We start from the raw sequence: 22,414 nt of genomic DNA, 5'->3' as shown, positions 1-22,414 counted from the left end.
TGTGCAGCCCAAGGTTGGAGAACGCGGGAATCAGAACTGGCCTATGGCTCTCTGCGGCTTTGGGATGGCGTTCGCGCCGCGCCATCACGTTCACGTTGGGTTGACGCATCTGGGGCGCACCTCCGCTCTGTACACCGGCTCAGGGACAGCCCTGGCCGGACTCTTTGGGGGGTGAGGATCGGGTTGGGACCCGCCCTCCCCTCAACTTCAAGTTACGGTCCTTTGGGGGTAGTGGCGGCCTGCCGGATGGGCCTGTTCCCGAACCACCGTGCTGGCCTGCCTCCCCGCGCCATGCTGGCCCCACTGGCCCTGATGCCCCCATGCCTGCCGCGGCACCCGCCTTCGCCCAGCTTCATCAGCACCTGCACCAGACGCGGCTGCTGGGCTCGATCAGCAGCGCCCTCTACTACGACCAGAACACCGTGATGCCGGCCGCTGGGGCTCCCTGGCGGGGGGACCAGCTGGCCCTGCTGGCCGGCCAGCTGCATGCGCGTCAGTGCAGCGCCGAATACGCCGATCTGGTGGCAGCGGCGGAAGCCGAGCTCGGTGCCGATGCGGCGCCTGAGCGTCGCCGCAACCTGGCGCTGCTGCGCCTGGAGCTGGAGCGCCAGCGGTGCCTGGATCCCGATCTGGTGGCTGCCCTGGCCAAGGCCCAGTCCCGGGGCAATGCCGTCTGGCAGGACGCTCGAGCTCGCGACGACTTCCGTGCCTTCGCCCCAGCCCTGCAGGAGCTGGTTGCCCTGCGCCGCCAGCAGGCCAGCCAGTTGGCAGCCGCCGAGCCGGTGCAACGCAGCACCTGGGAAATCCTGGCCCAACCCTTCGAGCCCGATGTGAGCAAGGTGCGCCTGGAGGAGCTGTTTGCCCCCCTCAAGGCGGAGCTACCGGCGCTGCTGGAGCAGGTGGCCGGCACCGGCCAGGCCGAGCCCGCCCCAGCGGATCTGCCCGAGGCCCTTCAGGAGCAGCTCTGCGCCGACCTGCTCGAGAGCTGGGGCTGGGATGGGGCCCTCTGCCAGCGCGCCCGCTCCGCCCATCCCTTCTCCTGCACCGTGGGGCCGCAGGACTTCCGCATTACCACCCGGGTGGTGCCGGGCCAGCCGCTCTCGGCCTTTTTGGCCACGGCCCACGAATGGGGCCATTCGCTCTATGAGCAGGGTCTGCCCCGCACCGGCGACCACTACTTCCCCTGGCCCCTGGGGGAGGCCACCTCCATGGGCGTGCATGAGTCGCAGTCACTGTTCTGGGAGTGCCGCGTGGCCCGCAGCCGGGCCTTTGCCGAACGCTGGCATGGCCGTTTTTGCCCCGGGCCGGCCGGCGATCCGTGGGACGGGCCCGTTGGTTTCTGGCGCGCGCTCAATCCCCTTCAGCCTGGCCTGATCCGGGTGGAGGCCGATGAACTCAGCTACGGCCTCCACATCGTGCTGCGCTTTGAGCTGGAGTTGGCCCTGCTGGAGCAGGAGATGCCGGTGGAGGAGTTGCCGCAACAGTGGAATCAGCGGATGCACGACCTGCTTGGCATCCAGCCGGCGACGGACTCTGAGGGGTGCCTTCAGGACATCCACTGGGCCGAGGGCCTGTTTGGCTACTTCCCCTCCTATGCCCTCGGCCACCTGATCAGCGCCCAGTTGGCGGAAGCCATGGAGCGGGAGCTGGGGGGCAGCGGCGCGATCGAAACGGCCATTGCCGCTGGGGAGGAGCCCAGGCTGCGCCAGTGGCTGAGCCAACGGGTCTATCCCCACGGCCGCAGCGTCAATGCCGAAGATCTGGTGCGGCAGGTGAGTGGGGAACCCCTCAGCGCCGCCCCCTTCCTTCGTTATCTACGCGACAAGCTGGAGCGTCTGCAGACGGCTCCTTAGGATGCCGCCCAATTCCGTTGCCCAGCAGCGCCCATGGCGAACATCGACCACGCCCCCAGCCGCACGATGCTCAACCTGCTGCACGTGCTGCCGGCCTTTGCCGATGAAGCCGAGCTGCGTCTGAACGCCATCGTGGAGCTCAACTCCATGACGATCAACAAATACGAACTGATCACCGAGACCGGCCACCTCAAGCTCGACCGGGTGGGCTATTCCTCCCTGGCCTACCCCTTTGCCTACGGCTGCATTCCCCGCACCTGGGACGAGGATGGCGATCCCCTCGACATCGAGATCGTGGGCGTGACCGAACCCCTGGTGTCCGGCTCCCTGGTGGAGGCCCGCATCATTGGCATCATGACCTTCGACGATGGCGGCGAGGTGGACGACAAGGTGATCGCCGTGCTGGCCGATGACAAGCGCATGGACCACATCACCAGCTACACCCAGTTGGGCCCCCAGTGGGTGAAGGAAACCCAGTACTACTGGGAGCACTACAAGGACCTCAAGAAGCCCGGCACCTGCAAGGTGAACGGCTTCCTGGAGCCCGCCGAGGCCGTGCGGATCATCAAGGAGTGCGAGCGGCGCTATCTGCACGTCATCGACGCCAAGTTGGTCAACTGAGCCCGGAGCCAACCGTGAACGCCTCGCGTCTCCCCTTCTGGCTGGCGGCCACGATGCTGGCCGCAGGCCCCGTTCTGGCCCAGGCGGTGCTTGCCCAGTCAGCACCTCTCCAGCCCGCAGTTCCCCAGCCTGTGCAGGCTCCGGCGGCTCCCGCTGCCCAGGGGAACACCCGCGAAATCCTGCTGCAGCTGGGCAAGCGCACCATCAGCCTGCGGGACAATGGCAAGGTCATCGGCAGCTGGCCCGTGGCGATTGGGGACCCCAGCACCCCCACCCCCGTGGGTCGCTTCACGGTCCAGAACAAGGTGGTCAATCCCAAGTACCAGAGCACCAAGAGCGGCAAGATCAACGCCACCGTGGGCCCCAATGGGCCCCTGGGCGATCGCTGGATGGGCTTCCAAAAGAGCGGTCCCAACCAGTACGGGATCCATGGGACCCCCTCGGCCTGGGCCTGGACGGTGACCTCCCGGGCAGCCGTCACCAATGGCTGCGTGCGGATGCTCCATGAGCACGTGCGCAAGTTGTTCGACCTGGTCGATGTCGGCACCCCGGTGATCGTTCAGCGTTAAGCGGCGGCCTCGGGGGCTGCGGCCCCATCTGAAAACATTCAGGAGATCGCTGCCAGTAACACGGAAACGGGCCGATTCACCGGTACTTTGTTGGCCTTCACTGGGGCCGAGGGCCTCTTCAGGTCCCCGTTCATGTCTCCGGCTTCCCCATCCCGCCAATCCGCCGAACCCCAGATCAGCACAACGCTCAAGTGGGCCAGTGATGGGGAACTGTCGGCCCTCGATCTGGAGAGAATCCTGGCCCGGCTGAGTGCGGTCGACCCCGCGGCTGAGGCCCTGTCAGCCCAACTTCAGCCCCAGCGGTGAAGCTGGCGGGCCAGGGCCCGTGCCATGCCGTCACGGGTAGCCATGCCCTGCAGGGACGCCACCGGCAGGCCGGGATTGGGGAGGCCGTGGGGTAGGGCGGCCGCGGTTGTGGCCGGCACGTCGAACACCGGCACCTGGCGCAGGCCGTTGGGGGTGAGTTGATCCTCCAGTTGGGCGAGATGGGCGCCCAGCGGCAGCCACACCAGATCCCCGCGGCGACAGGCAATCAGGCTCGGCATCACAGCCGTCCCGTCCGCACCGTGTCGCGGTTCGGCACTGAGGGCCCGCTGCAGATCCGGCAGGGTGACCAGCCCCACCACCCAGCTGCCATCCGCCACCACCAGGCAGTGGCTGTGGGCCTCCACCAGCTGGCGCAGGGCCTGGTCGGCCGGTAGGGATGCGGGCAGCACCAGGGGGGCCTCGGGTTCGAAGGCGTCGGCCACCGGCAGGGCCGCCAGTTGGCGCCGCCGCTGCTCTTCAAGGGGATCGGGGCCCAGCAGACCCGGATCCGCCAGCCCCTGCCAGCGCTCCACCAGGGCGGCACTCAGACCGGCGGCGGCCATCAGGGGAAGCACGATGCGGATGTCGCGGGTGAGTTCAAACAGCAGCAATAGCGCTGTGAGGGGGGCCCGGGCGCTACCGGCCAGAACGGCGGCCATGCCCACCATGGCGTAGGCCGGGGGCTCGGCCACCGGCAGGTGCAGGCCGCTGTCCCCGAGCAACTGGCCGTAGCAGTTACCCAGCACCGCCCCCAGAAACAGGGAGGGGGCGAAGCCGCCGCCCACAAAGCCGGTGGCGTTGCTGATGCCGGTGGCCAGCAGTTTCACTCCCAGCAGGGCCAGCAACGTGAACAGGGGGACGCCGCCGTCACTCCCCAACAAGGCTTCAATCGTGTCGTAGCCCACGCCCAGCACCTGGGGAAAGCCAAGGGCCATCAGGCCCACGCAGGCGCCTCCCAGGGCCGTGGGCAAGCCCGGGGGCAGTTGGGCCAACCAGGTTTGCAGGCGTTCGCTGCGGCCGGCCGCCAGCAGGCTCACCAGCGCCCACGACATCAGGCTGGCCACCAACCCCAGACCCAGGTACAGGGGCAACTCCAGTGGCGAGCGCACCTCATAGGCGGGCAGTCGCAGGATCGGAGTGTCGCCCAGCAGCAGTTGGGTCACCAGGGAGGAGGCCACGGCCGCCACCAGCACGGCCCGCAGGCTGGGGCGGCCCTGGATCGCACTGAAGCTGCCCTCAAAGGCAAAAAACACACCGGCAATCGGGGCTTTGAAGCCCGCGGCCAGGCCTGCGGCTACCCCCGCGGCCACCAGGGCTTTCTGGCTCTGGGGCGACAGCCCGCCCCGCAGGGCGGTCCAGAGGCCGATGTTGCCGCCGCTCTCGACGCTGGGTCCCTCGGGGCCCAGGGAAGCTCCGCTGCCGAGGCTGAGGGAGGCCCCCAGCAGGCGCTGCAGGGGCAGGCGCGGGCTGGCGGGCACGGCTCCGTCGGCCATGGCCATCAGGCTCGGCAGCCCGGGGCCCAACTCGCCGCCGTAGCGCCGCAGCAGCCCCACGGCCAGGCCCCCCAGGGTCGGCACCACCACCACGGGCCAGAGGCTGATCCAGTCGGGCAGGGTGGAAACGGGCAGGGGCGGCGGTTCCGGGGCTGCCGGCGGGGGGGGCAGAAAGCCCAAACCGCCAAGCCCCACCTGCAGGAGAGCCTTCAGGGGCGTGCCCGTATCCGGTGGCAGGGGCGGCAGCTCTGGGGGCAGCTCCGGCAGCGGATTGCGACCCACGGCCAGCAGTCCCTCCACAAACGGGCCGAACAGTCCGTTATTGATGAAGCCCAGCAACTCATGGAATCCCACCACCGCCAGGCCCGTGGCCACCCCGACGAGGGCGGCCCAGGCCAACAGATTCCATTGGTAAGGCAGGGCACGCGCCTCGCCGTCGGGACCCGGGACCTGCTCTTCAGCGGGGTCGGGGCTGGTTTCAGGCTTCAGGCCGGACCGTTGCAAAGATCTCCTCCAGGATCTCTCCTGCACCTTGGGCCTTCAAGCTATGGGCCAGGGCGATACCGATGGCTTCCGGATCCTCCTGGGGACCGCGGGCCTCGTCCCGAATCAGGCGCAGACCATCCAGGCTGGCCACCATGCCCGTGAGCACCAGGGTGTCCCCCTCGAAGCGGGTGTTGACACCGATGGGCACCTGGCAACCACCCTCCAGTTCCCGCAGGAAGGCCCGCTCCGCCAGGCAGCGCCGCGCCGTGGGGGTGTGTTCGAGCACCTTGATCTGCTCCAGCACCGTGGCATCGCCCGCGCGGCACTCGATGCCGAGGGCCCCCTGGCCCACGGCATGGAGCGAAATGGAGGGGTCGATCAGCTCGTGAATGCGATCCCCGAGTCCCAGCCGGCCCAGGCCGGCCGCCGCCAGGATCAGGCAGTCGTACTCGCCGGCATCGAGTTTCTCCAGCCGGGTGATCACGTTGCCCCGCACATCCTTGAACACCAGGTGGGGGAAGTGATGGCGCAGCTGGGCCAGGCGGCGCAGGGAGCTGGTGCCCACCACGGCACCAGCGGGCAGGGTGGCCAGCGTTTTGTCCTGGTGCTTGGCGTGCACCACGAGGGCATCGGCGGGATCCTCCCGCTCAGTGATGCAGCCCAACATCAGGCCTTCGGGGAGGTTGGTGGGCAGGTCCTTGAGGCTGTGGACGGCGATGTCGGCCTGGTTGACCAACATCTGGGCCTCCAGCTCCTTCGTGAACAGACCCTTGTCCCCGATCTTGGCCAGGGCCACATCCAGGATCTTGTCGCCCTGGGTGGCCATGGCCTCGATTCTGATCTCCAGGCCCGCGTGGGCCTTGGCCAGCTCATCGCGCACCCAGTGGGTCTGCACCATGGCCAGCTGGCTGCGGCGGGAGGCGATGCGCAGGGGGTTGGCCATCGGTGCCAGATAACAGCCGACCAGCCTAAGGAGTGGCCTTCACCGTTCCGGCGGCTTCAGTCCAGACCGTGATCAGCTGAAGAAATCCAGGGGCAGGGGCCCCCAGGTGTCTTCGGCGTCCGGGTTGGCCGGGGCGTGGCCGGTGATCAGGATTCCAGTTCCCAGGCCGTCCTCCTGGCGCAGGCTGAACTGTCCCGTCGATTGGTTGCCCTTCAGGAACACGGGGCCCGCCCCTTGGGGGGACGGGATCTCGGCGGCGGGAGATGCCTCCAGGGCGCTCCAGTGGAGCCGGGCTTCCGTGGCCCGCAGGGCGGTGATCGCCCCTGCCGAGGAGGGGGCCATGATCCCGATGGTGAACCACGCGCAGCCAGCGAGGCGCGGCTCCAACTCGAGCATGAGCTGGCCGCGCTGGTCGCCATCGAGCTCCGGCGCGGTCCTGAGACCGCGCAGCTCCTGCAAGCTGGCCACTTACTTGATGTACTCCTTGAGCACCCCATTGCGGTTGGGGTGGCGCAGCTTGCGCAGGGCCTTGGCCTCGATCTGGCGGATGCGCTCCCGGGTCACATCGAAGATCTGGCCGATCTCCTCCAACGTTTTCATGCGGCCGTCATCGAGGCCGTAACGCAGCCGCAGCACATCGCGCTCGCGGGGGCTGAGGGTGGCCAGCACCCCTTCGAGGTCTTCGCGCAGCAGGTTCTTCGCCACGTCCTGCTCCGGGTTCTCGATGTCCGCTTCGATGAAGTCGCCGAGGCGGGAATCCTCTTCCTTGCCGATCGGGGTTTCCAGGGAGATGGGCAGCTGGGCGCTCTTGGCGATAAAGCGCAGCTTCTCGATGGTCATCTCCATCGATTCGGCGATCTCCTCCTCGGTGGGCTTGCGGCCGAACTCCTGGGAGAGGGTCTTGGTGGTTTTCTTGATGCGCGAGATGGTCTCGTAGAGGTGCACCGGCAGGCGAATGGTGCGCGATTGGTCGGCGATGGCGCGGGTGATCGCCTGGCGGATCCACCAGGTGGCGTAGGTGGAGAACTTGTAGCCCTTCTCGTGGTCGAACTTCTCGGCGGCACGAATCAGGCCGAGGGAGCCTTCCTGGATCAGATCCTGGAAGCTCAGGCCCCGGTTCATGTATTTCTTGGCGATCGACACCACCAGACGCAGGTTCGACTGCACCATCTTTTCCTTGGCCCGGCGGCCGAGCATCAGGCGCCGGCGGAACTTGATCAGGGGCATGTCGACCAGGGCCGCCCACTCCTTGTTGTCGGGGTGGTGGCCGTGGTCCGCCTCAAATTGGGTGGCGAGCTCCTCGAGCTGCAGCAGGTCGGCGATCTTGCGGGCCAGCTCGATTTCCTCGTCGGGCCGCAGCAGGCGAATCCGACCGATCTCCTGGAGATAGACGCGGATCGAATCTTCGGTGTAGACGCCCTTTGGCCCCACCTTGATGCTGGCGAGGGCTTTGGCGGCCTTTTCGTCCTTGTCTGGCTTGTCGGCTTCGTCTGCCTGGTCTAGGGCTGCGCTGGCGAGATCGGTTGCCACAGCTGCCGCTGGATCCCCAGGGGCCATCCCATCGTGGGCAGCGGGCTTGGCTTTGGTTGCTGCCTTGGCTTTCGGCGCAGGCTTGGCTTTGGCCGCCTTGACCCCAGAGCCCTTGTCGGCGGTGGATTTCGGTGCCGCGGCCTTGGCTGCGGTGCCCTTGGATGCAGCGGTCTTGGCTTTCGGGGGAGCCTTCTTGGCCTTGGCCTTCACGGCCACCTCCTCACCGGCCGCCGTGGCCACCAACAGAATTTCCGGGCTTGCTTTCGGCTGGGCTGCGGTGGGGCTCATGGGATACGGGAATGGAGAAGCGGAGCGCAAACGGGGATGGGCTCTGGGGGTGCCTCAGGGGGCGTGGCTCAGCGGGGAGCGTGCCGGATGGGAACGGGCCTCAGGGCGCGTGGACGGAAGGGGAAACGAACGGGACGATTCGGACTGGTCTGAGTGGACTGGGCCTGAGTGGTCTGGGTCTGAGCGGCCTGGGTCTGTAGCCAGAGGGGGAGTCGACGGCTGGGTCGACGGAAGCTCACGTCTGGTGACGACCCAGCAAAAAGAAAGGTCGGAGGCGGAAGCCGGGATGGGTTGGCTAAGGCAGTGCTGTCAGGGGTGGTCGCAGACCGGGAGGCCGAATGGTGGGAGGCAGGCTCCCAAGGTCTCTCTTCAGGTCTTCCCGCTGGACGGAACTCTGCAAGGTTCCGACGGCAGCCATTGGACTGCCCAACAGTCACATCCTAAGAATGGGCCGTGACCTTTGCAAGCTTGACCAGCCCCTGGATCGAGATCTGGCTGGAGGCCGGCCGGGAGGGGCAGGTCTTCACCTACGCCAATGATCCTGAGACCCCAGCCGGGATCGGCGATTTGGTGCGCGTGCGGCTGCAGGGACGGCCCCACTCAGGCCTTGTGGTGGGCGGACTTGATCAGCTCCCGGCCAGTCTCAGCGGCAAGACCATCCAGCCGATCCACGGGGTCTGGCAGCGCGCAGCTGTGGATGCCCAGTGGCGGGCGTTGCTGGAGGAGGTGGCCGCGATGTGCCACACGAGCCTCTTTAAAACCCTCAAAAGCGCCCTGCCGCCAGGATGGCTCGGCCAGCGCACCCAGTCCGCCCGCCGCGGCAGTCGGCCGATCTGGCTGGTGGAGCCCAGCGCGGCCTCCCGGCCCGGGACGTCCCTCCCCCCCCGGCAGCAGCAGTTGCTGGACCATCTGGAACGGCAAACCGCCCCGGTTCCCCTACGGGACCTCTGCGGCGTCGGCGGTTTCAGCCGTGCGGTGCTGAAGGGATTGGAGGACAAGGGGCTGGTGCGGCGCCGGCAGGGGGCTTTGCACGAGCTGCCCCAGCCTGGCCTGGATGGCCCGTGCTGGCCCGCCCTCAGTGATGCCCAGGCCACGGCGGTGCAGGCCCTGGGCGCGGCGGAACCCGGAGCGGCGTTCCTGCTCTGGGGGGTCACGGGCGCCGGCAAAACCGAGGTGTACCTGCGGGCTGTGGCCCAGGCCCTGGCGGCCGGCCATGGCTCCCTGCTGCTCACTCCGGAGATCGGACTGATCCCCCAGCTGCTGGACCGGGCCCGTGAGCGCTTTGGGGAGCGGGTGCTGGAATTCCACAGCGGCCTCTCCGAGGGGGCCCGGGTCGCCACCTGGCGCCGTTGCCTCGAGCCGGGGCCGGTGGTGGTGGTGGGCACCCGCTCGGCCATCTTCCTGCCGATGGCGCGGCTGGGCTTGATCGTGCTCGATGAGGAGCACGACACCTCCTACAAGCAGGACAGCCCCATGCCCTGCTACCACGCCCGCGACGTGGCCCGGCTGCGGGCCCGCAGCAGCGGAGCCCGCCTCGTGCTGGGCAGTGCTACCCCATCGCTCGAGAGCTGGTTGGCTTGCCAGGGAGCCTCCGCCTCCACCCGCCTGTTGCGGCTGCCGGAGCGGATCGGTGCCCGGCCCCTGCCGGCCGTGCGGGTGATTGACATGCGCCATGAGCTGGCCGACGGGCACCGTCGCCTGCTCAGCCGGGCCCTGATGGGCCGGTTGGAGCAGCTGCAGGAGAAGGGCGAGCAGGCCGTGGTGCTGGTGCCCCGCCGCGGCTACCGGGCCTTCCTGAGCTGCCGCAGCTGTGGGGAGGCGGTGCTCTGCCCCCATTGCGATGTGGCCCTCACCGTGCATCGCTCCAAGGGCGGCCAGGAGTGGTTGCGTTGCCACTGGTGTGACCACCGTGCCGAGGTGGGTGATCGCTGCGGCCACTGCGGCTCCACCGCCTTCAAGCCCTTTGGCGCCGGCACCCAAAGGGTGATGGAACAGCTGGCCGCCGAGCTGGAGGGGCTGCGGTTGCTGCGCTTTGACCGCGACACCACCCGGGGGCGGGATGGCCATCGCCGCCTGCTGGAGCGCTTTGCCCAGGGGGAGGCGGACGTGCTGGTGGGCACCCAGATGCTCGCCAAAGGCATGGACCTGCCCCGGGTCACCCTGGCGGCCGTGTTGGCGGCGGATGGGCTGTTGCATCGCCCGGATCTGCGCTCCTCCGAGCAGTGCCTGCAGTTGTTGTTGCAGCTGGCGGGCCGGGCCGGTCGGGGCGAGCGGCCCGGCGAAGTGCTGGTGCAGACCTACAGCCCAGACCACCCCGTCATTCGCCATCTGGTGGACGGCCGCTACGAGCAGTTCCTGGCTGAGGAGATCCAGCTGCGCCGTCAGGCTGCGCTCGTGCCCTTCAGCCGGGCCTGCCTGCTGCGCCTGAGCGGCCCCAGTGCCAGCGGCACCGCCACGGCGGCGGCGGTGCTGGCCGAACGGATTCGCTCGGGGGTGGAGGTTGCCGGCTGGCTGCTGATCGGACCGGCCCCAGCCCCGGTGGCCCGGGTGGCGGGCAAGAGTCGCTGGCAGCTGTTGTTGCATGGTCCGGCGGATCCATCCGGTTCCGGTGGCCTGCCCCTGCCCAGCGAGGCCGTGCTGCGCCAGGGCTTGCCGCCGGGCGTGGGGCTGGCGATCGACCCCGATCCCCTCACCCTTTAAGGGGCGATTCGTTCAGGCCGGCAGTTCTGGCAGGCCGAAGCCCAGCAGCCGGCGCAGCCGCTCCAGGGCCAGCACCAGGGTGAGGGCTGCAGCGATCAGCAGACCCCCCAGCCCGAGGCTGCTCCAGCGCCAACAGTGCAGCCGCAGGCTGTTGCGTGCTCCGAAGCGCAGGGGCCAGACCAGGCCAGCTTGGCCGGGGACCGGGGTGGCAACCTCCGGGGAGGCCTGCTCCACGGCCGATGGCCGGACGGGGGTGAGTGCAACGCTGGCGCCCACCCCGGGCAGGGGGGCGATCTCCCGCAGATCCACCCCCAGCTCCAGGGTCTGCCACACCCCCACCAGCCAGTTCCGCTCGTCGAGTTGAAGGGTCGGGGTGGGCAGGCTGAAGCCACCGAGCCGGGCCGCTTCCTCCAGATTGGCCGTCAACAGCGCCAGGGCCCTGGGAGCCGCCAGCACCGGGCTGGCCAGCCGTTGGGCGACGCCCCCCTGGGGCAGGGAGGCGGGATCTGGGCTGCGGTGGAAGCCCTGGGCCTGCAGGCTCTGGCTGAACTGGCGCTGCCAGGGGCTGGGCTGGGGGCCAGGGCTCACCAGGGTGTGGGCGATCTGCAGTCGCCCCGGCCCCTGGAACGACAACTCGGTGCGCACCTCCATGCAGCCACCGAGCAGCACGGTGAGCAGCAGCAGCACGATCGCCAGCACGGCAAATCCGATCGGGGCCTGGGTCGGCCCCACCGGCGGTGGCGGCGGCGGCGGTGGCTTGTTGGACCGGCGCCGCTGGCGGGCAAGCTGCTGCATCTGGCCGCCCATGGCCTCGGCCGTCCCCAGATCCGGCAGGGTGATCGACCACTCCCGGGGCCGTTCCAGGGCCGGCGCTTCCAGCACCGTGATCAGATCCTCGGCCTGGGCCCGCAGGGTTGCGTCCCGGCAGCGCTTGATCAGGCGACAGCACACCATGGCCCGCGCCGGGTCCCCCTGACCCATCCAGGCCGTGGCCAGCAGCAGCTGGATCTCTGCTCCGGTCTGGGTGGCAGGGGGATGCTCGCGGGTCAGGGGCTCGAGCAACCGCACCACCCGGCCGTAGTCGCCCCGCTCCAGCAGGTCGCGGGCCTGCGCCAGCTGCGCATCAGGCATGGCAGTTGCGCTGGCTTCCCACCACCATCGTGCCGATGCCCGCGTCGGTGAACACCTCCAGCAACAGGGCATGGGGCACCCGGCCGTCGACGATGTGGGCCGCGGCCACGCCTTGTGCCAGCGCCCGGATGCAGCACTCCGTCTTTGGGGTCATGCCGCCTTCCACCACGCCGTCGCGGATCAGGTCCCGGGCCTGGGCCAGGCTGAGTTGCCGAATCAGGGAAGCCGGATCGTGGCGGTCCCGCAGGATTCCGGCCGTATCGGTCAGCAGGATCAGCTTTTCCGCCTGGAGGGCCGCCGCCAGTTCCCCGGCCACCGTGTCGGCATTGATGTTGTGCGCCTGCCCCTCCTCATCGGCGGCCACGCTGGAAATCACCGGGATGTAGCCCGCGTCGAGCAGCGGAAACAGCACGGAGGGGTCCACCGCCGCCACCTCCCCCACCAGCCCATTGGCCCCTTCGGCGTAGGTGCGGGCCCGCACCAGCGAGCCATCGCTGCCGCAGAGGCCCACGGCCCGCCCCCCGACCCGATGGAGGCCGTTGACGATCTGCTTGTTGACCCGGCCCACCAGCACCATTTCGACCACATCCATGGTCTCCGGGGTGGTCACCCGCAGTCCGTTGCGGAAGGCCGGCTCGATGTTGAGGCGGGTGAGCCAGTCATTGATCTCCGGGCCGCCGCCATGCACCACAACCGGCTGAACGCCGACGGAGGCCAGCAGGGCCAGATCGCGGTAAACGGCGTCCCTCAGATCGGCGTTGACCATGGCCGCACCGCCGTACTTGACCACCACCCGGCGGCCGGCGAAGCGTTGGATGTAGGGGAGGGCCTCACTGAGGACCGACACCCTCAGGGTGTCCTGATTGCTGATCAAGGGTTCGGGGCTGGGGGCGCGGGGAGTGGGACGCGGTGCGATGCGGCAACGCCGTCAGCCTGGTGTTAGCTCGCTGCGGGCTGGGGAACCAGGGCCAGGCTGAATTCGTCGCGGCGGCCGGGCTGGATGTCGGCCGTCAGCCCGGGTCCGAAGAACCGTCCGAGCCGTTCCGCCTGCGCCTGCCAACGCTCCAGGGGAACCCCTTCGCAGCGAAAACAGAGTTTGAGGCCGTAGCGGCCGTCACAGTCGAGTTCCTCGATGGTGAGGAGCTGGGGCGGGGCCTCCTCGTCCCAGAGCTTGAGCACTTCGAGGGAGCTCTCCAGGTGGGCTTTCTGGCCGTAGCGCCAGCGATCGACGTCGGCCAACAGCTTGCGCAGGGGTTCGCTCTCGGGCAGATCCCGCAGGGCCTTGAAGCGGGCGGCCGGCGTCAGGCGCTGGGGAGGGGGGAGTTCCGAGGATTTCAGGGCCAGGCCGCCCAGGAAGATGGGAATGCCGTAGAAAATCGTCGGCAGGCTCAGGTTGGGACTGTCGGTGGCATAGGCGATCGAACCGACCACCGTGAGCACGGCTCCAGCAATCGTGACGAGGCTGCCGGGGGAGAGAATGGCTTGCATTCAGCCATCTTCCTGTATCCCCATGGCGACTGAGACCAGCACGATGGGGACCGAGCCCACCACGACGGCGACCGAGCCCACCACCAGTGAGCTGATCGAGACCCTGCGGGCCGACCGGCTCTGGCTGCTGCGCCAGATCGATGCCGGCCGTTGGCCCGAGTGGCGCCTGGATCTGGCCGCTCTCGAGCGGGAACTGGGCCAGTTGCTCGACCAGGTGAGTGAGCACCAGGCCAGCCGCCCCACGGCGGACTGATCGGGCACCCCACCCGGCCGAGGCTTCAGAAGGGGATGTCGTCGTCCTCAGGCAGATCCGGCACCAGCGGCGAGGTGTTCCAGGTGGGGGGCTGGCTGGCCGCCTGCGGGGCTGGGGCGGCCGCTGGGCTCGGGGCCGCCGCGGAGGGGCCTGGCGCCCGGCGCACCGGGGCGGCACTGGCCTGGGGCTGGGGAACGGCAGGGGAAGGCGCCATGGCCGGGGCTGCCCCGCTGCTGCCGAGGGGATGGAGTCGTGCCAGGGTGAATTCGGCACGCTTTTCCTTGACCCCATCTTGACGGGTCACGGTGTTCATGCGCAGCCGCCCTTCGAGCATCAGCCGCTGACCCACCTGCACCCGGCTCTGCAGCTCCTGGGCCAGATTGCCCCAGCCCACCACCTTGAGCTGGGACGGGGGGTCGTCGGGCCGCAGGCCGTCGAACTGGACGGCCATCTCCGCCACCGGCGTCTGGTTGTCCTGGGTGTAGCGCACCTGGGGCGCTTCCAGCACCTCGACCTCAATCAGACAGTGATTCACTCCCCGGTAACCATGGGTGGGGCCCCATCCTGATGCACCGACCTGAAATGCACCAGGACTGTCCGCGGCTGTGGCTGGTTTCCGGCACGGGGGAGGGGCCAGAGCTGGCCGCCCAGCTGCTCCAGCGGGGCTGGCAGCTCACCGTGAGTGTGGTCAGTCCGTCCGCGGCCCAGGCCTACCGGTCCCATCCGGGGCTGGCCATCCATGTCGGCGCCCTGGGGGACGAAGCCGGTGTGGAGGCCGAACTGGCCAGGGCCGCTGCCGCTGGGCGGCCCTATGGGGTGGTGGTGGATGCCAGCCATCCCTTTGCCCGCCAGGTGAGCCACCAGCTCGCCGCGGTCTGCAGGCGCCGCGGGCAACGGCTGCTGCGCCTGCAGCGGCCCATTCCGGAGGGCCCGGCCACCCTTCTCCCCGAGCTCAAGGAGCTCCGTGGCCTCCCCCTCCAGGGCGAGTCCCTGCTGCTGGCCATCGGCGCTCGCCAGTTGGGCCAGGCCGTGGCCTGCAGCCCTGGGGCCCGGCACCACGCCAGGCTGCTGCCGCGTGCCCACGCCCTCCAACAGGCGATGGCGGCTGGCCTGTCCCCCGAGCGGGTGGCCTGCCTGCGCCCTGGTGCAGGCCTGGCGGTGGAGGGGGCCCTGCTGCGTCGCTGGCGGATCGGCACCGTGCTAGCGCGCCAGTCGGGGGGAGCTACCGAGCGGCTCTGGCGGCACCTGTGCAGCCGCGAGGGGCTGCGGCTGATTCTGCTGGCCCGACCCCCTGAGCCCGAGGGCTCGGAGCTCCTCGCCCAGGGGGCCCTGTTGGAGGTCCTGGATGCCCTGCTTCCACCACCGGGGCTCTGACCTCACCATGGCCCTGTCTTCCACGCGGCCCATGCCCCCATCCCCCCCGGCCCAGTCCATTGCGCTGGTGCTCACCACGGAAGCCAGTCCTGATCTGGCCCGCGCCCTGGCGGCGACGCTGCTGGAGCGCCGGTTGGTGGCCTGCGCCAGCCTGCTGCCGGTGCAGTCCCACTACCGCTGGCAGGGAGGGGTCACGGCGGAGGAGGAGGTGCAGCTGTTGTTGAAAACCAGCCCCGAGCAGCTGGAGCCCCTGCGCGAAGCCTTGCTGGACCTGCACAGCTATCAGACCCCCGAGTGGATCCACTGGATAGCGTTCACCGCCGGGGGCTATGGCCAGTGGCTCACGGAGAGCCTCAGCCCAGATGCTGGGCCACCAGCTCCTTGAGGGATCCCTGGGGACGGGGCCCCAGCTGGGTCACCACCTGGCCGGCGCAGAGGGAGCCGAGTCGGCCACAGGCCTCGAGATCCTGGCCCTGGGTGTAGGCGTGCAGGAAGCCGGCGGCGTAAAGATCACCCGCGCCGGTGGTGTCCACGAGGGGCCCGAGCCTGAAGGGCTCGATGGTGTGGCTGGCCGCGCCGTTGAGGATCACGGAGCCCAGCTCACTGCGGGTGAGGGCCGCCACCTGGCAGCGTCCCCGCACCTGGTCGGCGGCCTCCTCAAAGCTGTTGGCCTTGTAGAGAGCGGTGATCTCCATCTCGTTGGCGAAGAGGATGTCCACGTGGCCATCCACCAGCTCCTGGAAGCTGTCGCGGTGGCGCTCCACGCAGAAGGCATCGGACAGGCTCAGGGCGACCTCGCCGCCATGGGCGCGGGCCACTTCGGCCGCGGCGATGAAGGCCGCTTTGGCGTCGTCGCTGTCCCAGAGGTAGCCCTCCAGGTAGAGAAGTTTGGCCTGGGCCACCATCTCCAGATCGAGATCGGCCGGATCCAGCCCCACCGAAGCGCCCAGGTAGGTGCACATCGTGCGCTGGGCATCGGGGGTCACCAGGATCAGGCAGCGGGCGGTGGAGGGCCCTTCCGTGGCCGCGGGTGTCTCAAAACGAGCGCCAACCGAGCGAATGTCGTGGGCAAAGATGCCGCCGAGTTGGTCGTTGCGCACTCGGCCGATGAAGCCGGCCCGGCCCCCCAGTTGGGCCACACCGGCCAGGGTGTTGGCCGCTGAGCCGCCGGAGGTTTCCAGGCCTGGCCCCACGCGGGCATAGAGGGTCTCGGCCTGCTGTTCATCCACCAGGGCCATGGTGCCCTTGGTGAGTTCGAAGTTGTCGAGCAGGTCGTCATCGGCCTGCACCAGCACATCCACGATGGCGTTGCCGATGCCGACAACGTCGAAGGTCTTGGTCATCAGACGCTCAGCAGGGCTCGTTTGGGACCGTGGATGGGGTCTTCCACCACGATGGTCTGGTCGCGGTTAGCGCCCAGGGAGACGATGGCGATCGGCACTTCCATCAGGTCGGCCAGGAAGCGCAGATAGCTCATGGCCGTGGCCGGCAGCTCCTCGAGGCTGCGGCAGTCGGCGGTGGACGTCTGCCAACCGGGCAGGGTTTCGAAGATCGGCCGGCAGCGGGCGAAGTCTTCGGAACTGCTGGGGAAGTATTCGATGCGCTCGCCGTCGAGTTCGTAGGCGACGCACACCTGGATCTCATCGAGCTCGTCAAGCACGTCGAGCTTGGTGATGGCCAGGCAATCGAGGCCATTCACTTCGACGGCATAGCGACCGATCACCCCGTCGAACCAGCCGCAGCGGCGGCGTCGACCGGTGGTGGTGCCGAATTCCCCACCGCGGTCGCAGAGGTGGTCGTTGAGGCTGCCTTCGAGTTCGGTGGGGAAGGGGCCTTCCCCCACGCGGGTGGTGTAGGCCTTGGCGACGCCAATCACCCGGTCGATCAGGGTGGGGCCCACGCCAGCGCCGATGCAGGCTCCGCCACTCACCGGGTTGGAGGAGGTGACGTAGGGATAGGTGCCGTGGTCCAGGTCGAGCAGGGTGCCCTGGGCACCCTCGAACAGAATGTTCTTACGGGCGCGGGCGGCCTGGTGAATGGCCCGGGTGCAATCCACCACATGGGGGGCGAGCCGCTGGCCGTAGCCGACGTACTGGGCCACCACCCCCTCGAAATCGAGGGGGTCGAGGCCGTAGAGCTTGGTGAGAATCTCGTTCTTCTCCGCCAGCACCCCGGCCAGGCGATCACGCAGGCGGCCTTCATCGAGGATGTCGAGGATGCGAATGCCGTTGCGCTCGGATTTGTCGGCATAGGTGGGGCCGATGCCCCGGCCGGTGGTGCCGATGCGGCGGTCGCCGCGGCGCTGCTCCATCGCCTGATCCAGCAGGCGGTGGTAGGGCATGGTCACGTGGGCGGTGGAGGCCAGCTGCAGGCCATCCACGGCGATGCCGTTCTCCGCGAGCATGTCCAGCTCGCCCAGCATCACCTTGGGATCCACCACCGTGCCCGAGCCAATCAGACAGACGGTGTCGGGATAGAGGATGCCGGAGGGGATCAGGTGCAGCTTGAGCACCTTGTTGTCCACCACGATGGTGTGACCGGCATTGACCCCGCCCTGGTAGCGCACCACCACGTCGGCGGAGCGGCTCAGCAGATCGGTGATCTTGCCCTTCCCCTCGTCACCCCACTGCGCACCGATGACGACAACGTTGGCCAAGGACACAGCGGCCCGCAGCCGCTTCTGAGCACAACGCGTGAGCCTCTCAGATCAGGGGGCCGTTCGTCAAAGTGAACGGGCGGCCCCGGCGGGGGGCGTAGGGGTCAAGCGCCGCGGACGACGTTGGTTTCAGCTTTTTTGAGTTCCTTGCTGATGCGCTCCTTCAGGGCGTCGGGTACCGGCCGATTGGGATAGTTGGTGTAGTGACCGGCCAGGGAGTTGAGCGCGGTCTGCATGGTGGTGAAGGATCCCAGGCCATTCACGGTGCTGCGGGGCCGGTAGCGTGCCATGTAGCCGTTGATCAAGGAGCGGGCCTGGGTTTCGGCCTCGCTGCGGCCGGGATCGTCAGCGCCCAGGGCAAGGGTGGCCAGCAGGCTGTCGGCCACGGCCACGGTGTCCTCGACATAATTTCCCGTCAGGCCGCCGGCACTGGAGCTGCAGGCGGTCAAGGCCAGGCTTAGGCAGAGCACCAGGGCGATGGCCAGCCGGGAGAGAAGCCTCAGCCGCTGGCTGATGGTGGTGAGCACAGCGGCCATGGGGACTTTGCAAGTGATCCAATCCTAGAAGCCGCCTCTGGAGGGGCCAGAAGACTTCAGATCTCCAGGCCCCGTCGCTGGGTCTGGAGGCTGGGCAGCAGGGCCGCAAGCAGGTTGCTGGCGGGCAGCTCCTGTTTGTGGCCCGTGGAGCGCTCCACCAGTTCCACCAGGCCTGCCGCGGCGCCCCGGCCGACCACCACCCGCCAGGGGATGCCGATCAGGTCCGCATCCTTGAATTTCACCCCGGCCCGTTCCGCGCGGTCGTCCAGCAGTACGTCCACGCCGGCGTCCTGCAGCTCGTTGTAGGTGCGTTCGCCAAGGCTGAGTTGGTCGCTTTCGGCCCCATTGGCCACCACCACGATCACCTCAAAGGGGGCGATCGACACCGGCCAGCAGATGCCGTGGTCGTCGTGGTGCTGCTCCACCGCTGCCTGGGCCAGGCGGGACACACCGATGCCGTAGCAGCCCATCCAGAGGGCTTCCTCGACACCGGCCTCGTTGGTGAATCGGGCTTCGAGCGCTTCCGAGTATTTACGGCCGAGCTGGAAGATGTGCCCCACTTCGATGCCCCGGCTGGCTTCCAGCCGCTGGCTGGGGTCGTGCTGGCAGCGATCCCCCGGCTGGGCAGCCCGTAGATCCAGGCTCTCGGGAGAGGGGCAGAGCCCTCCCCAGGCGGCTCCCACCAGGTGGGTGTCAACCGCGTTGCCTCCGCAGACGAAGGCGTCCAGGTCGGTGGCGGTGGGGTCGGCGAGTCGCAGGAAGGTCGGGGCCCAGTTGCGGGCCCCCTCCAGCACGGCGTCGCCCAGATGGGGCCCCATGAATCCGAAGGGGATGGGGCCCAGGCCCTCCTTGGTGGCCGCCTCGGCGCTGAGGGGGGCGATGTCCAGCAGGGCACCGTGGGCCGCCGAGCACCGGGCCGTGACCGCATTGGCCAGTTTCACCGCGTTGAGCTGCTGGTCGCCCCGCAGGCTGATCAGCAGGGGTTGTTGGTTGCCGTCTTCGAAGCGGGCCAACAACAGCAGCACCTTCACCGTTTGGGTGGGGTGGAAGCCATGGGCCTCACAGAGGGCTTCGATGCTGGTTTGCTTCGGTGTGGAGAGGGGGGCACCCTGCCCAGCTGCGCGGACTCCATCCGGCAGGGCCACCGGCTCCGGGGCCTGGGAGACGGCGCGCTCCTGGTTGGCGGCGTAGCGGCCATCGGCACTGGCCAAAATCAGATCTTCCCCGGCCGCGGCGGTTACCATGAATTCCTGGCTGGCGGAGCCGCCGATGGCGCCGCTGTCGGCTTCCACGGCCACGGCCCGCAGGCCGCAGCGGGCAAAGATGCGCCGGTAGGCCCCGTCCATTGCCGCGTAGGTCTCGCGCAGAGAGGCCTCGTCGGCATGAAAGGAATAGGCATCTTTCATGATGAATTCCCGGCCCCGCATCAGCCCGAAACGGGGGCGGATCTCATCGCGGAATTTGCCCTGAATCTGATAGAGATTCACAGGCAATTGCCGGTAGGAACGCAGCAGGTCGGCGGCCAGAGCCGTGATCACTTCTTCATGGGTCGGCCCCAGGCCCAGCTCGCGGCCCTGACGGTCTTTGAGGTGAAACATGATTCCCTCCCCGGCCGTGTAGCCAGCCCAGCGGCCGCTGCGTTGCCACAGCTCCGCAGGTTGCAGCTGGGGGAGCAGGGTCTCGAGGGCTCCGGTGTGGTCCATTTCTTCGCGCACCACCCGGGACACCTTTTGGAGCACCCGCCACATCAAGGGGAGGTAGGCGTAGATCCCGGAGGCGACCCGACGGATGTAGCCGGCGCGCAACAGCAACTTGTGGGAGGGGATTTCCGCCTCCGCTGGGTCATCGCGGAGCGTCACCAGCATCAGGCGGGAGACGCGCATGGCCAGGGATTTCAGGGGATCGCGGAACCTATCACCGCCCCCTCCTGAGGGGCGCAATCTCCAGGGTGGCCATTGCTGCTGCTGGCCCCCAGAACAGCTGCTATGGTCTGGCCTCGATCCCACCGGTCCAAGAGCTGTCTCATGTCCCCCCAGCCCAGCTCTGTCAATGCATTGGGCAACACTTTGGGGATGGCTTCAGGCGCCCTGCTCGGGTCGGACCTGACTTCAGGTGAGAAGGCGGCCGAGGCCGAAGCCGCTTCTGAAGCCAGCGAAGGGCTGATTGGCATTGATGAGGTGCAGAAGGCGCTGAATCGATCGAGGGCTTCGGTGTATCGCTACACCAACACCGATCCGCGCAATCTCAATCCCCCGTTCAATCCCCGCAAGCTCAATCCGGAATACCGCAGCGATCAGAAGGATCCGCTGATGTTCCACCCCAACGAGGTGGCTCGATTCGCCCGCGACGTGTTGCGGATCAAGGAAGTCACCGTGGAGGTGCTCAATTCCCCCTCCACCGCCACCCAGCAACTCTTGGGGGCCATCCTCGAGGAGCTGCGGGTCATCCGTTCGCGGCTTGACCATCTCGATGGCCGTCCCGCCGATCTGAGCATCCGGCGTGATCAGCAGGGGGCCCGTCCCGCCGCCTGAGAGGGGGTGCGCCGGCCATGGCTGCCCAGTTCGGCCTGGCGATCGCTGCAGGTGCCAGAATTGATCTACGTCCTTTGACCTGTCTGTTGTGGTCCGGGTGCCCGCACCCCCCACGTCCCCATGGATGACGTTCCCCGAGAATCCCAGCCCCATTCCATTGCCACCGGGTTCGCCAGTGGCCCAGCCCCCAGTCCGGATCTGGACGGGCCTGGGCAGGATCAGCAGGGCGATGGTGCCGATGATCCCTACAGTCCGGGGCCCGAAGCCCTTCCCCTGCTCCTGGGCAGCCTGATTGCCCTGATGACCGTCATCGTTCCCCTCGCCACGGTGGTGACAGGACGACCCGTTCCCCATCCCTCGCCCAGCTTCGATGGATCTGCGCCATCTGCCGGCCTCCCCGGAGCCTGGGCTGGTGAACCTGGTGGTGGAAATCCCCGCCGGCAGCCGCAATAAATACGAGTACAACCAGCAGGCCGGGGTGATGGCCCTGGATCGGGTGCTGCACTCCTCGGTGCGTTACCCGTTCGACTACGGCTTTGTGCCCAATACCCTCGCCGAAGACGGCGCTCCCCTCGATGCCATGGTGATCATGGAGGAGCCCACCTTTGCCGGTTGTCTGATCCGGGCCCGACCTATCGGCATTCTGGACATGGTCGACTGCGGAGCCCACGACGGCAAATTGCTGTGTGTTCCCGAGGCAGGCTTTCGGCACAAAGACATCCACTCGATCCGTCAGATCGCGCCGAATCAGCTGGAGGAGGTGGCGGAATTTTTCCGCACCTACAAAAATCTTGAGGGCCGGGTCACCGAGATCGCCGGCTGGTTGGATGTGGAGGCGGTGCCGGAGCTGCTGGAGCGCTGCATCGCGTCGGCCCGCGGCCTCTGAGGTTCTCCCTGGTACGGGGCCGCTGTTGTTTCAGAGCCGCCCTGTTTCAGGGCCGCCGTTGCAGCAGAAAGCCCTCATAGCCCAGGGCTTGAAAAATCCGTGCCGGGTCCGTGAACCCGGCCGCGTTGACCAGGGCGGTGAGACGGGCTTCGCCAATCGGATGGAGTCCCTGGGTCAGGGGTTCGAGGGCCTGGGGATCGGCCTGGAGACCGCTGGCCCGTTGGAAGGCCAGCCAGGCGGCCTCCACCTGGTGCTGCAGGGGCGACCGTTCCGGGGCCATCAGATCCACAAGCACGAGCTGGCCGCCGGGCTCCAGGCTGCGGGCCAGGGCCGTGAGAAACGCCAGTTTGCTGCCGTCATCGGCCAGGGATTGCAGCACCAGCACGGAGAGGGCTCCGGCGAAGCAGGCATCCGCCTGGAGCGCTTCCACGGTGCTTTGGTGCCAGCGGATGCCCTCGCTGCCCATCCGCTGCTGCGCGGCGGCCAGCATCTCGGCTGAGGGATCGATGGCGGTGAGTTGCCAGTCGGGGCGCTGGGCTCTGGCCTCCACCAGTTCCGCCCCGGTGCCGCAACCTGCCACCAGCACCGCCGCCCCCGGTCGGCAGGCCAGGGGCGACACCGACAGCAGGGCCACCGCCAGACGCGCCAGGCTGGCGTAGCCCGGAATCAGCTGCTGCACGATCAGGTCGTAGCCGTGGGACGCGGACAAGGCTTGAGGTCGAAGGGCCCGATGCTAGGCATTGGGACGGGCGTGGCTTAAGTTGGGCGGC

At 68.4% G+C, this 22,414-nt stretch carries 23 protein-coding genes; 10 read left to right on the top strand and 13 right to left on the bottom strand.

The annotated features are described in order from the left end of the window. The first annotated feature begins 320 nt into the window (after nt 1–320). The 4 genes from H6G16_RS00910 to H6G16_RS00895 all read left to right on the top strand — a co-directional run bounded on the left by H6G16_RS00910 (nt 321) and on the right by H6G16_RS00895 (nt 3,349). On the top strand, nt 321–1,853 hold the full coding sequence (locus H6G16_RS00910) for a carboxypeptidase M32 (protein WP_190388438.1): 1,533 nt from the start codon (nt 321–323) through the stop codon (nt 1,851–1,853). A gap of 33 nt (nt 1,854–1,886) precedes the next feature. After that, on the top strand, nt 1,887–2,474 hold the full coding sequence (locus tag H6G16_RS00905; RefSeq protein ID WP_190388437.1) for an inorganic diphosphatase: 588 nt from the start codon (nt 1,887–1,889) through the stop codon (nt 2,472–2,474). A gap of 14 nt (nt 2,475–2,488) precedes the next feature. Then, nucleotides 2,489–3,043 (top strand): L,D-transpeptidase, encoded by a 555-nt coding sequence (locus H6G16_RS00900; RefSeq protein ID WP_347238741.1) that lies wholly within the window; start codon nt 2,489–2,491, stop codon nt 3,041–3,043. A gap of 132 nt (nt 3,044–3,175) precedes the next feature. Next, nucleotides 3,176–3,349, top strand: coding sequence for a hypothetical protein (locus H6G16_RS00895; protein ID WP_190388436.1), 174 nt, complete (start codon nt 3,176–3,178; stop codon nt 3,347–3,349). Here H6G16_RS00895 and H6G16_RS00890 read toward each other — a convergent pair. From H6G16_RS00890 to rpoD, 4 genes are all read right to left on the bottom strand, one after another. Next, nucleotides 3,334–5,346, bottom strand: coding sequence for a chloride channel protein (locus H6G16_RS00890; RefSeq protein WP_242036067.1), 2,013 nt, complete (start codon nt 5,344–5,346; stop codon nt 3,334–3,336). The two genes, H6G16_RS00895 and H6G16_RS00890, sit on opposite strands and share 16 nt — an antisense overlap. Further along, a complete protein-coding gene (hemC, locus tag H6G16_RS00885; protein ID WP_190388435.1) occupies nt 5,321–6,271 on the bottom strand; it encodes a hydroxymethylbilane synthase in 951 nt (316 codons plus the stop codon). The genes H6G16_RS00890 and hemC overlap by 26 nt, the downstream gene beginning before the upstream one ends. A gap of 72 nt (nt 6,272–6,343) precedes the next feature. Next, nucleotides 6,344–6,739, bottom strand: a complete 396-nt coding sequence (locus H6G16_RS00880) for a DUF1824 family protein (RefSeq protein WP_190388434.1) — start codon at nt 6,737–6,739, stop codon at nt 6,344–6,346. After that, nucleotides 6,740–8,089, bottom strand: a complete 1,350-nt coding sequence (gene rpoD, locus H6G16_RS00875) for an RNA polymerase sigma factor RpoD (protein ID WP_190388433.1) — start codon at nt 8,087–8,089, stop codon at nt 6,740–6,742. 468 nt (nt 8,090–8,557) lie between these two features. On the opposite strand from rpoD, the gene priA reads away from it, so the two are divergent. Continuing rightward, nucleotides 8,558–10,789: a primosomal protein N' gene (priA, locus tag H6G16_RS00870; protein ID WP_199289045.1), complete on the top strand. Its 2,232-nt coding sequence runs from the start codon at nt 8,558–8,560 to the stop codon at nt 10,787–10,789. A gap of 12 nt (nt 10,790–10,801) precedes the next feature. Here the strand turns inward: priA and H6G16_RS00865 are convergent, their stop codons facing one another. From H6G16_RS00865 to H6G16_RS00855, 3 genes are all read right to left on the bottom strand, one after another. After that, entirely contained in the window at nt 10,802–11,920 is a 1,119-nt protein-coding gene (locus H6G16_RS00865) for a DUF3153 domain-containing protein (RefSeq protein WP_190388431.1), read from the bottom strand. Further along, nucleotides 11,913–12,791, bottom strand: a complete 879-nt coding sequence (argB, locus tag H6G16_RS00860; RefSeq protein ID WP_190388470.1) for an acetylglutamate kinase — start codon at nt 12,789–12,791, stop codon at nt 11,913–11,915. Before argB ends, H6G16_RS00865 begins: the two co-directional genes overlap by 8 nt. A gap of 68 nt (nt 12,792–12,859) precedes the next feature. Beyond that, nucleotides 12,860–13,408: a DUF2854 domain-containing protein gene (locus H6G16_RS00855; RefSeq protein WP_190388430.1), complete on the bottom strand. Its 549-nt coding sequence runs from the start codon at nt 13,406–13,408 to the stop codon at nt 12,860–12,862. Between the two features lie 22 nt (nt 13,409–13,430). On the opposite strand from H6G16_RS00855, the gene H6G16_RS00850 reads away from it, so the two are divergent. Further along, nucleotides 13,431–13,661 (top strand): hypothetical protein, encoded by a 231-nt coding sequence (locus H6G16_RS00850; RefSeq protein ID WP_242036066.1) that lies wholly within the window; start codon nt 13,431–13,433, stop codon nt 13,659–13,661. Nucleotides 13,662–13,686: 25 nt separating this feature from the next. Here H6G16_RS00850 and H6G16_RS00845 read toward each other — a convergent pair whose 3' ends face one another. Further along, the gene (locus H6G16_RS00845) at nt 13,687–14,196 is read right to left on the bottom strand and encodes a single-stranded DNA-binding protein (protein ID WP_190388429.1); all 510 of its coding nucleotides are present in this window, start codon (nt 14,194–14,196) and stop codon (nt 13,687–13,689) included. A gap of 47 nt (nt 14,197–14,243) precedes the next feature. On the opposite strand from H6G16_RS00845, the gene H6G16_RS00840 reads away from it, so the two are divergent. Together H6G16_RS00840 and cutA are read left to right on the top strand one after the other, a co-directional pair. Further along, nucleotides 14,244–15,035 (top strand): precorrin-6A/cobalt-precorrin-6A reductase, encoded by a 792-nt coding sequence (locus tag H6G16_RS00840; RefSeq protein ID WP_190388428.1) that lies wholly within the window; start codon nt 14,244–14,246, stop codon nt 15,033–15,035. A 31-nt stretch (nt 15,036–15,066) separates the two neighbouring features. Further along, the gene (gene cutA, locus H6G16_RS00835) at nt 15,067–15,420 is read left to right on the top strand and encodes a divalent-cation tolerance protein CutA (RefSeq protein WP_190388427.1); all 354 of its coding nucleotides are present in this window, start codon (nt 15,067–15,069) and stop codon (nt 15,418–15,420) included. Here the strand turns inward: cutA and H6G16_RS00830 are convergent. The 4 genes from H6G16_RS00830 to H6G16_RS00815 form a co-directional block, all read right to left on the bottom strand. Then, nucleotides 15,389–16,378 carry an adenosine kinase gene (locus H6G16_RS00830; RefSeq protein WP_190388426.1) on the bottom strand — a complete coding sequence of 330 codons (990 nt, stop codon included), beginning with the start codon at nt 16,376–16,378 and terminating at the stop codon, nt 15,389–15,391. The genes cutA and H6G16_RS00830 overlap by 32 nt on opposite strands. Further along, nucleotides 16,378–17,697: an adenylosuccinate synthase gene (locus tag H6G16_RS00825; RefSeq protein ID WP_190388425.1), complete on the bottom strand. Its 1,320-nt coding sequence runs from the start codon at nt 17,695–17,697 to the stop codon at nt 16,378–16,380. The genes H6G16_RS00830 and H6G16_RS00825 overlap by 1 nt, the downstream gene beginning before the upstream one ends. Before the next feature lie 98 nt (nt 17,698–17,795). Continuing rightward, nucleotides 17,796–18,227 (bottom strand): photosystem II protein Psb27, encoded by a 432-nt coding sequence (gene psb27, locus H6G16_RS00820; RefSeq protein ID WP_190388424.1) that lies wholly within the window; start codon nt 18,225–18,227, stop codon nt 17,796–17,798. Nucleotides 18,228–18,283: 56 nt separating this feature from the next. Further along, nucleotides 18,284–20,110, bottom strand: coding sequence for a proline--tRNA ligase (locus tag H6G16_RS00815; protein WP_190388423.1), 1,827 nt, complete (start codon nt 20,108–20,110; stop codon nt 18,284–18,286). A gap of 189 nt (nt 20,111–20,299) precedes the next feature. Here H6G16_RS00815 and H6G16_RS00810 point away from each other — a divergent pair, with 189 nt between their 5' ends. Further along, nucleotides 20,300–20,758 carry a hypothetical protein gene (locus H6G16_RS00810; RefSeq protein WP_242036065.1) on the top strand — a complete coding sequence of 153 codons (459 nt, stop codon included), beginning with the start codon at nt 20,300–20,302 and terminating at the stop codon, nt 20,756–20,758. 370 nt (nt 20,759–21,128) lie between these two features. Further along, nucleotides 21,129–21,644: an inorganic diphosphatase gene (locus H6G16_RS00805; protein WP_190388422.1), complete on the top strand. Its 516-nt coding sequence runs from the start codon at nt 21,129–21,131 to the stop codon at nt 21,642–21,644. A 46-nt stretch (nt 21,645–21,690) separates the two neighbouring features. Here the strand turns inward: H6G16_RS00805 and H6G16_RS00800 are convergent, their stop codons facing one another. Beyond that, a complete protein-coding gene (locus H6G16_RS00800) occupies nt 21,691–22,353 on the bottom strand; it encodes a class I SAM-dependent methyltransferase (RefSeq protein ID WP_190388421.1) in 663 nt (220 codons plus the stop codon). Nucleotides 22,354–22,414 lie beyond the last annotated feature (61 nt).

This window comes from Cyanobium sp. FACHB-13342 (assembly GCF_014697415.1).
Classification (GTDB): Bacteria; Cyanobacteriota; Cyanobacteriia; order PCC-6307; family Cyanobiaceae; genus Cyanobium_A.
The sequence above is the reverse complement of the archived record's forward strand: the minus strand, read 5'-3'. Positions and strand labels throughout refer to the sequence as shown.

Bases quoted from the DNA above. Each gene is read 5' to 3' on its own strand.
- H6G16_RS00910 (WP_190388438.1), top strand. From the start codon at position 321: ATGCCTGCCGCGGCACCCGCCTTCGCCCAGCTTCATCAGCACCTGCAC.
- H6G16_RS00905 (WP_190388437.1), top strand. From the start codon at position 1,887: ATGGCGAACATCGACCACGCCCCCAGCCGCACGATGCTCAACCTGCTG.
- H6G16_RS00895 (WP_190388436.1), top strand. From the start codon at position 3,176: ATGTCTCCGGCTTCCCCATCCCGCCAATCCGCCGAACCCCAGATCAGC.
- hemC (WP_190388435.1), bottom strand. From the start codon at position 6,271: ATGGCCAACCCCCTGCGCATCGCCTCCCGCCGCAGCCAGCTGGCCATG.
- rpoD (WP_190388433.1), bottom strand. From the start codon at position 8,089: ATGAGCCCCACCGCAGCCCAGCCGAAAGCAAGCCCGGAAATTCTGTTG.
- H6G16_RS00865 (WP_190388431.1), bottom strand. From the start codon at position 11,920: ATGCCTGATGCGCAGCTGGCGCAGGCCCGCGACCTGCTGGAGCGGGGC.
- H6G16_RS00855 (WP_190388430.1), bottom strand. From the start codon at position 13,408: ATGCAAGCCATTCTCTCCCCCGGCAGCCTCGTCACGATTGCTGGAGCC.
- H6G16_RS00850 (WP_242036066.1), top strand. From the start codon at position 13,431: ATGGCGACTGAGACCAGCACGATGGGGACCGAGCCCACCACGACGGCG.
- H6G16_RS00840 (WP_190388428.1), top strand. From the start codon at position 14,244: ATGCACCAGGACTGTCCGCGGCTGTGGCTGGTTTCCGGCACGGGGGAG.
- cutA (WP_190388427.1), top strand. From the start codon at position 15,067: ATGCCCCCATCCCCCCCGGCCCAGTCCATTGCGCTGGTGCTCACCACG.
- H6G16_RS00830 (WP_190388426.1), bottom strand. From the start codon at position 16,378: ATGACCAAGACCTTCGACGTTGTCGGCATCGGCAACGCCATCGTGGAT.
- psb27 (WP_190388424.1), bottom strand. From the start codon at position 18,227: ATGGCCGCTGTGCTCACCACCATCAGCCAGCGGCTGAGGCTTCTCTCC.
- H6G16_RS00815 (WP_190388423.1), bottom strand. From the start codon at position 20,110: ATGCGCGTCTCCCGCCTGATGCTGGTGACGCTCCGCGATGACCCAGCG.
- H6G16_RS00810 (WP_242036065.1), top strand. From the start codon at position 20,300: ATGGCTTCAGGCGCCCTGCTCGGGTCGGACCTGACTTCAGGTGAGAAG.
- H6G16_RS00805 (WP_190388422.1), top strand. From the start codon at position 21,129: ATGGATCTGCGCCATCTGCCGGCCTCCCCGGAGCCTGGGCTGGTGAAC.